Below are 14,329 nucleotides of genomic sequence, written 5' to 3'. Positions count from 1 at the left end.
TTGATTCAATTAACTAACTAATTAAAAACAATGCTATGAAGAAGTTGGCCCGCCGGCCATAATTTCATCATTAGCATATTCTTCAAATTTTTTAAAATTCCTTTTAAAGGAGTTTGAAAGCTCCTCTGCTTTTTTATCGTAGGCAGCTTTATCTTCCCATGTTTTTTTTGGATTTAATACTTCGGCAGGAACATTTGGACAATTTACTGGCATTTGTAAGCCAAACACCTCGTGAGTAGTAAGTTCAACATCTTTCAGCTCACCGTTAAGTGCAGCACTAATCATGGCACGGGTATATTTGAGCTTCATTCGCTTACCCGTTCCATAGGCTCCCCCAGTCCAACCGGTATTAATTAACCAAACATTTACCCCAGCCTCTTTCATTTTAGCACTTAACATCTCGGCATACCTGGTAGGATGCAAAGGCATAAAAGGTGCACCAAAACAAGCTGAAAAGCTTGGTAACGGCTCTTCAATTCCAGCTTCTGTACCTGCAACTTTAGCCGTATAACCACTTATAAAATGATAAGCAGCCTGGCCTGGAGTAAGCTTACTTATTGGAGGTAAAACACCAAAAGCATCAGCCGTAAGAAAAAAGATATTCTTTGGGTTTTCACCTACCGAAGGCACCTGAATGTTATCTATATGATTAATAGGATAACTCACCCTTGTATTTTGAGTAATGCTAGTATCAGTAAAATCTACATTGCCCTCATCATCTAAAATAACATTCTCTAAAATGGCGCCTGGTTTAATAGCCCTGTATATGTCGGGTTCATTCTCTTCAGTAAGATTAATTACTTTGGCATAGCAACCTCCTTCAAAATTAAAGATTTTATTTTCTTTAGTCCAACCGTGCTCATCATCTCCAATAAGTCGCCGGTTGGGATCTGCAGAAAGCGTGGTTTTTCCAGTTCCTGAAAGTCCAAAAAATATAGCAGTATCACCATCTTCGCCAACATTGGCTGAGCAATGCATTGGAAGCGTATCCCTATCTACAGGAAGTATAAAATTTAAAGCTGAAAAAATTCCTTTTTTAATCTCGCCGGTATAACCGGTTCCTCCAATTAGAGCAATTTTTTTACTAAAGTTAAGAATCGCAAAATTCTCCTGTCTTGTGCCATCCACTTCAGGATTTGCTTTAAAACCAGGAGCATTTAGGATCAACCAATCCTCTTTAAAACCATTCAACTCATCTTCCTCTGGTCGCAAAAACATATTATAAGAAAACATATTGGACCATGGATACTCATTTACCACCCTTATATTTAAGCGGTATTCATCTTGAGCACAAGCGTAAGCATCACGTGCATAAATTTCTTTATCAGAAAGATATGTAGCTACTTTAGTATAAAGTTTATCGAATTTATCTGCATCGAAAGGGATATTGATGTCTCCCCACCAAACATCATCGCGGGTTACCTCATCTTTTACAATAAACCTATCCTTTGGAGACCTCCCGGTAAATACACCGGTATTAATCGCTAAAGCACCAGAATTTGTTTCTTCTCCAAGACCATGCTCAATAGTATCATAATGAAGTTCTTCAGAAGATAATTGGTAATGTACCCTTGTGGTTTTGATTCCATATTTTTCCAACGAAATCGTTTTCGTAGTTTGGGTATGTACATCCATAAAAAAGTGTGTGGTTTGTTTATGGATACAAAATTATAAATCTTATAGAGATAAACTGCTAAACTTTCTTAAAATTATTTGTGTTTTATTTTCACGAATTCAATGAGTAAAAAAATCCAACCGGCTATTAATAACGTGCCTCCCAGCGGGGTTACCAATGCAATTCCTTTAAAATCTATAGGTGTTAAATTATTGGTTGCAAGCAAATAAATAGACCCGGAAAAACAAATTACTCCAAATAAAAGTAAGAAAAATACCTTTTTTTGAAAGTTAAATTGTTTTCGATTTAAGCTTCCTATTAAAAGAAACAGTAAGGCATGATACATTTGATATTTCACTCCTGTTTCAAAAGAATTCCTGGCTGCCTCATCTAACAATGGTTTTAAACCATGCGCACCAAAAGCACCAATTATTACTGCTAAAAGTCCAAAAACAGTCCCGGTTATTAAAAACTTTTTATCCATTTAGGTAATTTTTTATCAATTAAAGATTTAATACATTCGTTAACCACTACACAAAACTAATTTATTTTATGAAAGAAATCTTAATAATAGGGGCGGGGAAATCTACTTCTGTCTTAATTGAGCATCTTTTGTCTAAAGCCGAGACAGAAGATTTATTTTTAAAAATAGGTGATATTGATCTGGAAAATGCTAAAAAAGCCTGCGGAAGTAAAAACCGCTGTGAAGCATTTCATTTGGATGTTTTTAACCCTGAAAGCAGGGAGAACGCAGTAAAAAATGCCGATATAGTAATCTCCATGCTTCCGGCTAGATTCCATATTGAAGTTGCCAAAGCTTGTGTGAAGTTCAGGAAAAATATGGTTACCGCTTCTTATATCAGCAAAGAAATGAAAGCTTTAGATGAAGAAGTAAAGGAAAACGGACTCATATTCATGAATGAAATTGGAGTAGATCCCGGCATAGACCATATGAGCGCAATGCAGGTAATAGACCGAATTCGCGCAAAAGGCGGAAAAATACTTTTGTTTGAATCTTTTACAGGCGGACTCGTTGCCCCAGAAAGTGACACCAACCTTTGGAATTATAAATTTACCTGGAATCCAAGAAACGTAGTCGTTGCCGGACAGGGAGGGGTTGCTAAATTTATTCAGGAAGGAAAGTATAAATATATTCCATATCACAGATTGTTTAGAAGAACAGAACTTTTACAAGTTGAAGACTATGGGAAATTTGAAGGCTATGCCAACAGAAATTCATTAGACTATATGAGTATTTACGGGCTGGAAGATGTGCTTACGCTTTACCGCGGCACCATTAGAAGGGTTGGGTTTAGCCGTGCCTGGAATATGTTTGTGCAAATGGGAATGACCGATGATAGCTTTACCATAAAAGATTCAGAAAATATGAGTTATCGTGATTTTGTGAATTCCTTTCTTCCCTATTCTCCTACAGATACGGTAGAACTTAAACTTAGGCATAATCTAAAAATAGATCAGGACGACCTTATGTGGGAGAAACTTCTAGAGCTGGATATCTTCAACAAAAACAAAAAGATTGGTATTAAAGAAGCTACTCCTGCACAAGCGCTCCAAAAAATATTGATGGATAAATGGAGCCTTGCACCAGATGATAAGGATATGATTGTGATGTACCATAAGTTTGGATATGAACTAAATGGCAAGAAAAAACAAATAGACGCCACCATGGTGCATATCGGGAAAGATCAGGCAGAAACCGCGATGGCTAAAACTGTAGGTCTTCCGGTAGCAATAGCCACTTTAAAAATTTTAAAAGGGGAAATAACCACTCCAGGCGTTCAGCTTCCAATAAAAAAAGAAGTTTATGAACCAATCCTGCAAGAATTAGAAAAGCACAATATTATTTTTAAAGAAACCGAAACGGAATATTTAGGTTATAATCCGTTTGGAGAAGTAGGCAACTAAATTTTTAAAATCAATTGCCTACTTTAGCTATTTAACTAAATAAACCACCCCCAATGAAAGTTGTAAACGAAAATGTTGTTATAGATGGTATAGATAAGACCATTTTAAATTTCTTAATGGAAGATGCCAAGAAATCTATCCTTGAAATTGCCAGGAATATAGGAATTACCGGCGCGGCAGTTCATCAGCGTTTACGAAAATTGGAAAAAGCTGGTTTAATTGAAGGCTCAAAACTTATGATTAACCCCCGCCTACTTGGCTATAAAACCATGGCTTTTGTGGGGGTTTATTTAGATAAAGCGGTTAGTAACCCACAGGCCGTAAAAAAACTTAGTGAAATCCCTGAAGTAATAGAATGCCATTATACTACCGGTAACTGGTCTATTTTTATAAAAATTCTATGTAGAGATAATGAGCATCTAATGAATGTGTTGAATAAAAACATTCAGGCTATCGAAGGTATATCCCGCACAGAGACTTTTATTTCGTTAAATCAACAAATAAAAAGACAAATCAAAATTTAATTCTTTGGATTTATTCTAAATAAGGATTAATTTTGACGTCAGAATGAAAGTATTACACCAGTCACAATTCTTTATTTCTTATCAGTGTGATAAGCAGCGGAGCTTCTTTATAAAGTTTCCGCATAAAACCATTAAGCTTGGTTTTTGCCAATTGCTAGCTTTTAGACAACAGGTTAAAGAAATTGATTTAGAAGCACATTTTAACGGGGAAAACAGCCATGGAATGGAAATGCTTATGCTTTGCAACCGCCAGCATTTTTTTGTGTTCAACACCGTAGAAAGCATAGATCTTAAAGAGTTTATTACCGGCACTTTTGCAATGCTTGAACTCAACTCCCTTCTAACTGCATCAGTTTAAAACACATTACACTTTAGACTATTTCTAAATTCATTTTGCAATTAGGTTCTTACCCGGCATTTGGCTAATTTTATAGAATATGATGAATATAACCGGCACAGTGCTGGTAGCAAGTTGGAGATGTATAGGTGAAAACTTATACTAAATTCACTATAGAATTAAATGATAAAGAAATGAAAGATTTAGTAAGACAAAAATTAAGTATCCATGTAGATGTTATGGATCTTTTAAATAAACAAATTGAGAAAGAAGCACACTCATCATCAGCTTATTTAGCGATGGCATCCTGGTGTGACCATAATGCACTTTCTAATAGCGCAGATTTCTTTTACGAGCAGTCGGCAGAAGAAAGAGAGCACATGATGAAGATCTTTAAATATATTAACGACAATGGCGGTACTGCTTTTTCACCTGAGGTTGGTAATGTAAACCACGATTTTAAATCTTTGGAAGAAATCTTTGAAACTGCTTTAGATCAGGAAATAGCTATCACAAAATCTATTCATAACCTGGTAGGGAAATGTAGAAAGCTAAACGATTATACCACAGAGTATTTTCTACAATGGTTTATCCAGGAACAAATGGAAGAAGAACAAACTATGCGTCGCGCACTCGAATTGTTTGATCTTATGGGAACCGATGGTCTAGGACTTAAATTACTGGACGAACGTATTCCCCAAATTAGAGATAAACGTCCGGAATAGATTTTTAGCAAAAGTAATTTCTTTTGATATTAAGCTTCTTTTCAAATCGTCATTCTGAATTTATTTCAGAATCTAAGTTGTTCATTATCAAAACTTGTTAGAAGCTGAAACTAGTTCAGCTTGACGAATAAAGGCTTTCTAATTATACTAAATAAGAAAACCCGCTTCGGTTGAAGCGGGTTTTCTTTTATAAATTTTCCGAAGAAATAATTTTAATATTAATCCCTTCCCATATAAATACTAAGGAAGTAAAGCAAAGTAGCTAAAGAACCAACTGCGGCAACCACATAAGTTCTTGCCGCCCATTTTAAGGAATCTTCGGCAGCTTCGTGTTCCTGGCCCGATACCATATTTTCGTTTTCTAACCAGGCTAAAGCGCGTTTACTGGCATCATATTCCACCGGTAATGTTATAAAACTAAACAAAGTTCCCATCCCAAACATGATAATCCCTAAAAGTAAAACCGTACTTCCAATAGCGGTAGTGGCCATAAGGATTAATCCTCCAAAAATCACCCATTGTGAGAATCTTGAAGCTACGCTTACTACCGGCACCAATTGACTTCTCATGGTTAACCAGCTATAAGCATTTGCATGCTGAATGGCGTGACCGGTTTCGTGGGTGGCTACAGCAGCTGCAGCTGCATTTCTTTGATTATACACCCCTTCAGAAAGATTAATCGTCTTTTTTTGTGGGTTATAGTGATCTGTCAACATTCCCGGAGTAGAAATAACTTTTACATCATTAATATTATTATCTCGCAACATCTTTTCGGCAAGCTCTTTTCCACTCATTCCATTTTGCAAATGCACTTTAGAGTATTTTTTGAACTTACTTTTCAACTTATTACTCACATACATACTCACTATAAAAATGAGCCCGGCAATTATATAATATCCTAACATAGTTTTATCAATTTTTATTAATTCAAATGTAGCAAAAACCTCGCCATTCCATTTCATAAACTCTGGGTGACATTCTAAAAAAATCCTCACATAATTTTAACCGAATTCAAACTTCTTCTTTAGTAAATCACCTTGTGGCAAACCCATTAATCATTAAATAGAAAATTTTTGGATTTCGAGGCAAGCCTCCAAGCATTTAATTCTCGATTAGCGAGTAAAAAAATTATTAATTAGCGGAAGATTGATTGCGAATATGTTATTTTTCAATTTAAGATATTACCTATATTTGCACCAATCACTACAAAAAGACTATGCAGTACAAGAGAATACTTTTAAAATTATCGGGAGAAGCATTAATGGGACAGCGCCAATATGGCATAGATCCCGATCGTTTGGCAGAGTATGCCGAAGAAATTAAACAAGTAACCGATAAAGGAATAGAAGTAGCTATAGTTATTGGTGGTGGAAACATCTTTAGAGGTGTTGCCGGAGCCAGTAAAGGAATGGATCGTGTTCAAGGCGACCATATGGGAATGCTCGCCACCGTCATTAACGGACTTGCTTTACAAAGCGCCCTGGAAGATGCCGAGGTGCAAACCAGGTTACAATCTGCCGTAAAAATAAATGAAGTAGCCGAACCTTTTATTAGAAGGAAAGCTATTCGCCATTTAGAAAAAGGCCGTGTGGTGATTTTTGGAGGTGGAACCGGAAATCCTTATTTTACCACAGATTCTGCTGCAGTTTTAAGAGCAATAGAAATTCATGCTGATGTTATTTTAAAGGGGACACGCGTAGACGGAATTTATAATGCCGATCCTGAAAAAGACAAAGAAGCAACAAAGTTCGATTTCATTTCTTTTGACGATGTGATTAGAAAAGGCTTAAAAGTAATGGACACCACTGCATTTACTTTAAGTCAGGAAAACGAACTACCCATTATTGTTTTTGATATGAACACCCCCGGAAACCTTTTAAAAGTAGTAACCGGCGAAAGAATAGGTACAAAAGTTAATTTATAAAGATTTACGCTCAACTAATATTTTTTAAAAATGGAAGACGATATTGAATTTATTATAGACTCCGCCAAAGAAGGTATGGATAACGCAATTGAACACCTAAAAAAACAATTGCAAAATATACGCGCCGGTAAAGCCAGCCCCGCTATGCTGGGAAGTGTAATGGTAGAGTATTACGGAGCCCAAACTCCCCTTCAACAGGTTGCTAACGTGAATACTCCAGATGCAAGAACAATTTCTATTCAGCCCTTTGAAAAAAGCCTGATTAAAGATATTGAAAAAGGGATTATGCTGGCAAACCTTGGTTTTAATCCAATGAACAACGGTGAGAGTGTTATTATAAACGTACCACCATTAACTGAAGAGCGCCGTAAACAACTTACCAAGCAGGCAAAAGCTGAAGCAGAAGATGCTAAAATTGGGGTGAGAAACGATAGAAAATCTGCCAATAACGAATTAAAGAAACTGGATATTTCTGAAGATTTACTTAGAGATGCCGAAAATGAAGTTCAGGAATTAACCAATGCACACATTACCCGTATTGATGCTATTCTTGAGAATAAAGAAAAAGAAATTATGACTATCTAATAGAAAGTCATTTTCTCTTGTTATTTTAGAGGCTGTTTGAAGATTTTTAAGATCGTCATCCTGAACTGGTTTCAGGATCTAAGTTGTTGACAATTAAAACATCTTAGAAGCTAAATTATCCCGACATACTGGGCAGCTTAACGAAAATAAAAGTTTTCCAAACAGCCTCTTATTTTTTGGGGATTTTCCAAAATTGTTCAAAATCCAGAAAAGACTATGCGCTATCATTTATTGCTTATTTTTCTGCTTTTTACAGTCATTAGCTTTGCTCAACAAGAGTTAAAAGGCAGAATAATAAACAACCAAACTGGCCAACCGCTAGCCTACGCAAAAATCCAATACCAGGAGAAAGAAGCCTTAAGTAAAATAGACGGTAGCTTTTCTCTTACGCTTACAAAAGACGAAACCGAACTTACTTTCTCTTATATAGGTTTTGAAACTCAAAATTTTACAGTTTCAAAAGACGTTGAATACATTCGGGTTAAATTAACTCCTAAAATTGAAGGGCTTACGCCTATTACTATTTCTTCTGAAAAAAACAAAGCTAATAGCATTATTCAAAAAGCTATTGCACGCAAATACCAGAATGATCCTGAAAAAAGATTAAGCAGTTACAACTTTAAAAATTATAACAAGTTTATAATAGATAATGATGCCAGTAGGCTTGAAATGGAGAGTGACAGTACTAATTTTGAATTAAGTACTGTTATAAATTCGGGAGCCAGCTATTTTTCAGAAAAAGTATCTCGATTTTATTTCTCTCAAAAACAAGGCCTAAAAGAAGAAGTTCTGGCATTAAAAAATACAGGGTTTAAAGAGCCTGTTTATGAGATCCTCTCCCTCTCTGTAAACCCATTTTCACTTTACCACAAAGATTTTCGCATTTTTGAGACCGATTATGCCGGGCCACTCCAAAAATCGGCTTTTAAAAATTATGATTTTAAAATTCTTGACACTACTTCTACTTCTCGTCCGGCATATGTAATTTATTTTAAACCAAAAAGGCAACGCGCGGTCGCCGGTTTAGAAGGAATTCTTTATCTAGACATGCAATCATTTGCCATTCAGCAGGCAAAAGCACAACTTCTAGGCGCAGTAAAACTGGAAATAGACCAGGAATATCAATACTTTCCTAAAGAGAAAATATGGTTTCCAAAGAGTCAGGAAACCACAATTCGCCCGGGTAATCGAGGTCAGTCAATTTCAGTTTTTGGAGGAATGATTTCTTCCGGAACTTTACAAAAGAAAGAATCAATTTTAAACAGTATTCTCGCACCGGGAAAAACAGACCCCAATTTATACCTGAGCATAACGAGCACTAATTTTGATATTCAGTTGAATTCTGAAGAAAAACTGAATACTTCCGCCGAAATTGTGGTGATACCCGAAGCTAATTCCCGTCTAAAAGATTTTTGGCAGAAAAATAGAACTGAAGCCTTAAGCAATCAAAATAAAATCACCCAAAAGAAGGCTGAACGGCTTATAAAAGAAAAAAAAATTGAAGAGCAAATCAACTTTAAAAATTCTATTTCCTCAGGCTATTATCCTGTAGGATTTTGGGATTTTTCACTGGGAAAATTCTTTAAATTCAATAATTACGAAGGGATTAGGTTAGGATTTGGCGGGAAGACCAATAAGCAGGTTTCAAATGATTTCAATATAAATGGGTATTTAGTTTATGGTACAAAAGATGAAGTTTTTAAATATAATTTAGGGACTTCAATTTATCTCCATAAAGCTACCGAAACCAATTTTAGATTCAATTACACCCGGGATATTGTGGAGACCGGAAGTTTTAATTATCTACAGGGGAAAAACGAATTTTCTATTGTAGAACCACGCTTCGTAAATATTAATTTTTTCTACGAGCATCGTACACTAAGCAGTGGCTTCACTCATAGATTTGGATCAGATTTCAAAACCGAACTTCAGTTTTCTAAAAGTGATATTTATCAAACCAAAGATTATAGTTTTCTTTTAGACGGGCAGGAATTTTCTGAATATACCCTCTCGGAAGCTACATTTTCTTTTTTATGGCGGCCATTTGCCACCTTCTTAAAAACACCAAATTCCACGAAATTAATAGAAAAAGGATACCCTAAGTTTACAGGGCAAATCACCAAAGGGATTTCCGGAATTTCAGGAAGTGATTTTGATTACACCAAATTTGGGCTTTTGGTAGAGCACGAAATTAAAAGACTCAACCAATCTCGTACCGAAATTATCCTGGAAGGCAATTATGCCACGGGCGAAATTCCGCTTACGCATTTATTTCATTCCCTGCCTAACAGTCCAAGAAGAAACGGTATTCTTAGAAGGTTCTCAGTAGCGGGAAGACGTAGTTTTGAAACCATGTATTACAATGAATTTTTTAGCGACAAACAAGCTATGTTGCATGTTAAACATCAATTAAGGCCAATAAATGTTCACCGGTTAATTCAACCCGAGCTTGTTTTTATTTCCCGTCACGCTATTGGAGATATTAGCAATCCCGAGAGGCATAGTATTGAGTTCAATAGTTTAAAGCACGGCTATCATGAATTTGGTATAGAATTGCAAAAAATACTTTTAGGCTTTGGTTTAGGAGCGGCCTATAGATACGGGCCTTACAGTTTACCAAGCTTTGATGAAAACTTTGCATTTAAATTCACTTTTCATTTAGATATTTAAGCAGTTATTACTTTAGGGGCTTAAAACCTGATAAATAGGCTTCCTTTTTATATCTTTGCGCTCGCTTAAAAACTTCCTATGGCCAAGATTTTTAGTTTCGGATTCTGGAACTCGATTGCGCGATTAATTTTACGTAATAGAATTATTATACTTCTATTTATTGTTGCCACTACGGTGTTTTTTTCCACCCAGTGGAAAAATATGCGCTTTTCTTATACAGAAGCTAATCTTTTACCAGATGACCATGAAGACAATATCGCTTATAACGAATTCTTAGATAAGTTTGGTGAAGAGGGAAACGTAGTGCTTCTTGGGATTAAGGACGCTAACCTCTTTAAACCTGAAAATTTTAAAGCCTGGAAAGAACTTACTACAAAGTTAGAATCTAATCTGGCCGTAGATTACGCAATATCTGTTAGTAATCTTCAGCAGTTAAAAAAGTTTGAAGATCCCAGCCGATTTGAAATGGTTCCTTTTGTTTCTGAAGAAAACCCAACTAAGGAACAACTTCAGCAATATCAAAAAGAATTATACAACCAACTACCTTTTTACGAAAACCTGGTTTATAGTTCTCATTCCAATACGGTACAATCTGCTATCTATATGAATAAGGAAATTGTGAACTCTAAAGAGCGCAAAACCTTTGTGATAGATGAGCTGCAGCCACTTATCACCAATTTTGAAGAAAAAACAGGCATAGATGTAAAAGTCTCCGGTATGCCCTATATAAGAACCTTGAATGCCCAGAATATTATCGATGAAATCGAGCTGTTTATTCTTGCGGCACTTGCAGTCACCTCACTCATTTTCTTTTTCTTTTTTAGATCTATTAGGGCAACTATTATTTCAATGATCACGGTTTGTATTGGTGTAATGTGGGCTTTTGGAGTGATTGGATTGTTACATTATGAGATTACAGTGCTTACAGCCCTTATTCCGCCGCTAATAATTGTAATAGGAATTCCCAATTGTATTTTCCTGATCAATAAATATCAACAGGAAATAAAGAAACACGGCAACCAGGCAAAATCTTTACAACGGGTAATTACCAAAGTGGGAAATGCCACCTTAATGACCAATATTACTACGGCTTCAGGTTTTGCAACATTTATACTTACCGATAGTACATTATTAAAGGAATTTGGTATTGTGGCTTCCATTAATATCGTCGCCATATTTATTCTAAGCTTATTGATAATTCCTATTATCTATAGTTATATGAATTTGCCGAAACGCAAGCACCTAAAACATCTTAACAAACGCTGGATTGGTGGTTTTGTGGGCTGGATGGAGCAAATGGTGAAGCATCGTCGCATTAGTATTTATATAACTTCAATCATCCTCCTGGTAGCGAGTATTATTGGAATTTATACCATAAAAATATCAGGGAGTTTATTAGAAGATATGCCTGAAGAAGCAGAGTTTTTCCAGGATATAAAATTCTTTGAAGAGGAATTTGACGGCGTGATGCCTTTAGAAATCTTAGTAGATACTAAACGAAAAAACGGTGTCCTAAAATCGGCTACGCTTAAACGGATGGAAGAATTGCAAAACCATCTTGCCGAAATTCCAGAGTTCTCTCAACCAATTTCGGTAACACGACTTGTGAAATACTCTAAACAGGCATTTTATAACGGTGAGGCTAAATATTATCAATTACCAAGTTCCCAGGAACAAAACTTCATCATGCCTTATGCGAAAGGCTTTTCTTCAAACGAAAACTTACTGAGTTCGTATGTAGATAGTACCGGCAGATACGCGAGGATTACCACGTATATGAAAGACATAGGCACCGATAAGATGGAGGACTTAGAAGAAGATCTTTGGCCAAAAATCAATAAGATTTTCCCTGAAGAACGCTACGAAGTTTCTATGACGGGAAAAGCCCTTATTTTTCAGAAAGGAACCAACTACTTGGTAAAGAATTTGGTGATTTCCCTTTCCCTGGCCATCTTATTAATTGCCCTGCTTATGGCGTGGATGTTTAGATCTTTCAGGATGATAATTGTATCCCTGGTTCCTAACTTATTGCCACTGTTAGTAACCGCCGGAATGATGGGCTTTTTGGGAGTTCCAATAAAACCTTCTACGATCCTTGTTTTTAGTATCGCTTTCGGGATTTCGGTAGATGATACTATTCACTTTTTAGCGAAATACAGGCAGGAACTAAAAGCCAATAATTGGAAAATTAAACGTTCGGTTTATGCGGCTTTACGCGAAACCGGCGTGAGTATGTTTTATACTTCAATCGTGCTGTTTTTCGGGTTTTCGGTATTTATGATCAGTAGTTTTGGCGGAACTGTAGCTCTTGGTGGTCTCGTTTCAGCAACTTTGCTTTTTGCAATGCTCGCCAATTTATTATTGCTCCCCTCTTTATTGCTTTCATTAGAGAAAAATATTGCCAACAAACAGGTATTAAAAGAACCGGCAATGAAAATTATTGATACCGAAGAGGACGAAGACGAAATTGAAAAAGAAGAATCTAAAAATTAATAAAAACCGGCTTGCTTTGCAGGCTGAAACGGAAAAATTATATTTGTTTTTTCTAAAATCTTACATAAATGATACAAGCAAAAATTGCTGAAATATTAGACAGCAATCAATTCCTACAGGAATTTGAGGTGAACGGCTGGGTACGTTCTTTTAGGAGCAATCGCTTTATTGCCTTAAACGATGGTTCTACCATCAATAACCTGCAATGTGTAATCGATTTTGAGAATTTTGACCAGGATGAACTGAAAAGAATCACCGTTGGCGCAGCGGTTTTGGTAAAAGGTACGCTGGTTGAAAGCCAGGGAAACCAACAAAGAGTTGAAATTGAAGTAAAAGAATTTAAAATTCTTGGAGATGCGAACCCGGAAGAGGTGAAACTTACCATTCTTTCGCCAAAGCGCCACAGCCTGGAGAAATTAAGAGAGCAGGCTCATTTAAGAGTCCGCACCAATACTTTTGGTGCCATTATGCGCGTACGATCTAAATTATCTTTTGCCGTGCATAGTTATTTTCAGCAGAACAACTTTCATTATGTAAACACTCCAATTATTACCGGAAGCGATGCCGAAGGTGCCGGGGAAATGTTTAGAGTGAGTGCTTTAGATATGGAAAATCCTCCAAAAAAGGAAGATGGTAGCATCGATTTTAGTGAAGATTTCTTCGGAAAAGAGACCAATTTAACCGTTTCAGGACAGTTGGAAGGAGAAGCCTACGCAATGGGACTTGGGCAAATCTATACCTTCGGACCTACTTTTAGAGCTGAAAATTCTAATACCTCGCGTCATTTAGCTGAATTTTGGATGATAGAGCCAGAAGTCGCTTTCTGCGACCTTGACGGCAATATGGATCTAGCCGAAGATTTTATAAAATATGTATTGAAATATATTTTAGAAAACTGCCAGGACGATCTTGAGTTCTTAGACAAACGTTTTAAAACTGAAGAAGAATCTAAACCAAAAGCGGACCGTAGTGAAATGGGGCTAATGGAAAAACTTCACTTTGTAATAGATAACAACTTTAAAAGGGTAAGCTATACTGAGGCTATAGAAATCCTTAAAAATTGTAAACCTAACAAGAAGAAGAAATTCAACTATATTATTGAAGAATGGGGCGCCGACCTGCAAAGTGAACACGAACGCTTTTTAGTGGAAAAACACTTTAAATGTCCAGTGATTTTATTCGATTACCCGGCAAATATCAAGGCTTTCTATATGCGTCTTAATGAGGATGGAAAAACCGTAAGAGCTATGGATATTCTTTTCCCGGGAATTGGGGAAATTGTTGGTGGCTCACAAAGAGAAGAGCGTTTAGATGTACTTCAAAGCAAAATGAAAGAATTAGATATAGACGAAAAAGAATTATGGTGGTACCTGGATACCCGTAAGTTTGGAACCTGTGTACACAGTGGTTTCGGACTTGGGTTTGAAAGACTGGTACAATTCGTAACCGGAATGGGAAATATACGTGATGTAATTCCTTTCCCAAGATTCCCCGGAAACGCAGAGTTTTAAAAAAAATCAAACCTCACAG

General features: G+C 36.3%; 12 protein-coding genes. 9 read left to right on the top strand and 3 right to left on the bottom strand.

The window, feature by feature from the left end; genetic code table 11:
• Positions 1–33: 33 nt before the first annotated feature.
• Positions 34–1,635: a phosphoenolpyruvate carboxykinase (ATP) gene (gene pckA / locus B5X51_RS08100; protein WP_079720640.1), complete on the bottom strand. Its 1,602-nt coding sequence runs from the start codon at positions 1,633–1,635 to the stop codon at positions 34–36.
• 74 nt (positions 1,636–1,709) lie between these two features.
• Positions 1,710–2,099, bottom strand: a complete 390-nt coding sequence (locus tag B5X51_RS08095) for a DUF423 domain-containing protein (protein ID WP_079720639.1) — start codon at positions 2,097–2,099, stop codon at positions 1,710–1,712.
• A 68-nt stretch (positions 2,100–2,167) separates the two neighbouring features.
• On the opposite strand from B5X51_RS08095, the gene B5X51_RS08090 reads away from it, so the two are divergent.
• The 4 genes from B5X51_RS08090 to B5X51_RS08075 all read left to right on the top strand — a co-directional run bounded on the left by B5X51_RS08090 (position 2,168) and on the right by B5X51_RS08075 (position 5,127).
• Positions 2,168–3,541, top strand: coding sequence for a saccharopine dehydrogenase family protein (locus B5X51_RS08090; protein WP_079720638.1), 1,374 nt, complete (start codon positions 2,168–2,170; stop codon positions 3,539–3,541).
• A 53-nt stretch (positions 3,542–3,594) separates the two neighbouring features.
• Positions 3,595–4,065, top strand: coding sequence for an Lrp/AsnC ligand binding domain-containing protein (locus tag B5X51_RS08085; protein ID WP_079720637.1), 471 nt, complete (start codon positions 3,595–3,597; stop codon positions 4,063–4,065).
• Between the two features lie 43 nt (positions 4,066–4,108).
• On the top strand, positions 4,109–4,423 hold the full coding sequence (locus tag B5X51_RS08080; RefSeq protein ID WP_079720636.1) for a hypothetical protein: 315 nt from the start codon (positions 4,109–4,111) through the stop codon (positions 4,421–4,423).
• Positions 4,424–4,596: 173 nt separating this feature from the next.
• Positions 4,597–5,127 (top strand): ferritin, encoded by a 531-nt coding sequence (locus B5X51_RS08075; RefSeq protein WP_079720635.1) that lies wholly within the window; start codon positions 4,597–4,599, stop codon positions 5,125–5,127.
• A 218-nt stretch (positions 5,128–5,345) separates the two neighbouring features.
• On the opposite strand, the gene B5X51_RS08070 is transcribed toward B5X51_RS08075, so the two are convergent.
• Positions 5,346–6,032, bottom strand: a complete 687-nt coding sequence (locus B5X51_RS08070) for a zinc metallopeptidase (protein ID WP_079720764.1) — start codon at positions 6,030–6,032, stop codon at positions 5,346–5,348.
• Between the two features lie 311 nt (positions 6,033–6,343).
• Between B5X51_RS08070 and pyrH the strand changes: the two genes are divergently transcribed.
• From pyrH to asnS, 5 genes are all read left to right on the top strand, one after another.
• The gene (gene pyrH / locus B5X51_RS08065; RefSeq protein WP_079720634.1) at positions 6,344–7,051 is read left to right on the top strand and encodes a UMP kinase; all 708 of its coding nucleotides are present in this window, start codon (positions 6,344–6,346) and stop codon (positions 7,049–7,051) included.
• 30 nt (positions 7,052–7,081) lie between these two features.
• The gene (gene frr / locus B5X51_RS08060; protein WP_079720633.1) at positions 7,082–7,636 is read left to right on the top strand and encodes a ribosome recycling factor; all 555 of its coding nucleotides are present in this window, start codon (positions 7,082–7,084) and stop codon (positions 7,634–7,636) included.
• Between the two features lie 216 nt (positions 7,637–7,852).
• The gene (locus B5X51_RS08055) at positions 7,853–10,306 is read left to right on the top strand and encodes a DUF5686 family protein (protein ID WP_079720632.1); all 2,454 of its coding nucleotides are present in this window, start codon (positions 7,853–7,855) and stop codon (positions 10,304–10,306) included.
• A 78-nt stretch (positions 10,307–10,384) separates the two neighbouring features.
• Positions 10,385–12,799, top strand: coding sequence for an efflux RND transporter permease subunit (locus B5X51_RS08050; RefSeq protein ID WP_079720631.1), 2,415 nt, complete (start codon positions 10,385–10,387; stop codon positions 12,797–12,799).
• A gap of 68 nt (positions 12,800–12,867) precedes the next feature.
• The gene (gene asnS / locus B5X51_RS08045) at positions 12,868–14,310 is read left to right on the top strand and encodes an asparagine--tRNA ligase (protein ID WP_079720630.1); all 1,443 of its coding nucleotides are present in this window, start codon (positions 12,868–12,870) and stop codon (positions 14,308–14,310) included.
• The last annotated feature ends 19 nt before the right edge of the window (positions 14,311–14,329 follow it).

The sequence above is a fragment of the Salegentibacter holothuriorum genome, from assembly GCF_900168045.1.
Taxonomy (GTDB): Bacteria; Bacteroidota; Bacteroidia; order Flavobacteriales; family Flavobacteriaceae; genus Salegentibacter; species Salegentibacter holothuriorum.
Note: the sequence above shows the minus strand (reverse complement) of the source record. Positions and strands in the feature narration are given on the sequence as shown.

What these genes read in the sequence shown, in the direction of transcription:
- pckA (WP_079720640.1), bottom strand. Translation starts at nt 1,635, where the DNA reads ATGGATGTACATACCCAAACTACGAAAACGATTTCGTTGGAAAAATAT.
- B5X51_RS08095 (WP_079720639.1), bottom strand. Translation starts at nt 2,099, where the DNA reads ATGGATAAAAAGTTTTTAATAACCGGGACTGTTTTTGGACTTTTAGCA.
- B5X51_RS08090 (WP_079720638.1), top strand. Translation starts at nt 2,168, where the DNA reads ATGAAAGAAATCTTAATAATAGGGGCGGGGAAATCTACTTCTGTCTTA.
- B5X51_RS08085 (WP_079720637.1), top strand. Translation starts at nt 3,595, where the DNA reads ATGAAAGTTGTAAACGAAAATGTTGTTATAGATGGTATAGATAAGACC.
- B5X51_RS08080 (WP_079720636.1), top strand. Translation starts at nt 4,109, where the DNA reads ATGAAAGTATTACACCAGTCACAATTCTTTATTTCTTATCAGTGTGAT.
- B5X51_RS08075 (WP_079720635.1), top strand. Translation starts at nt 4,597, where the DNA reads ATGAAAGATTTAGTAAGACAAAAATTAAGTATCCATGTAGATGTTATG.
- B5X51_RS08070 (WP_079720764.1), bottom strand. Translation starts at nt 6,032, where the DNA reads ATGTTAGGATATTATATAATTGCCGGGCTCATTTTTATAGTGAGTATG.
- pyrH (WP_079720634.1), top strand. Translation starts at nt 6,344, where the DNA reads ATGCAGTACAAGAGAATACTTTTAAAATTATCGGGAGAAGCATTAATG.
- frr (WP_079720633.1), top strand. Translation starts at nt 7,082, where the DNA reads ATGGAAGACGATATTGAATTTATTATAGACTCCGCCAAAGAAGGTATG.
- B5X51_RS08055 (WP_079720632.1), top strand. Translation starts at nt 7,853, where the DNA reads ATGCGCTATCATTTATTGCTTATTTTTCTGCTTTTTACAGTCATTAGC.
- B5X51_RS08050 (WP_079720631.1), top strand. Translation starts at nt 10,385, where the DNA reads ATGGCCAAGATTTTTAGTTTCGGATTCTGGAACTCGATTGCGCGATTA.
- asnS (WP_079720630.1), top strand. Translation starts at nt 12,868, where the DNA reads ATGATACAAGCAAAAATTGCTGAAATATTAGACAGCAATCAATTCCTA.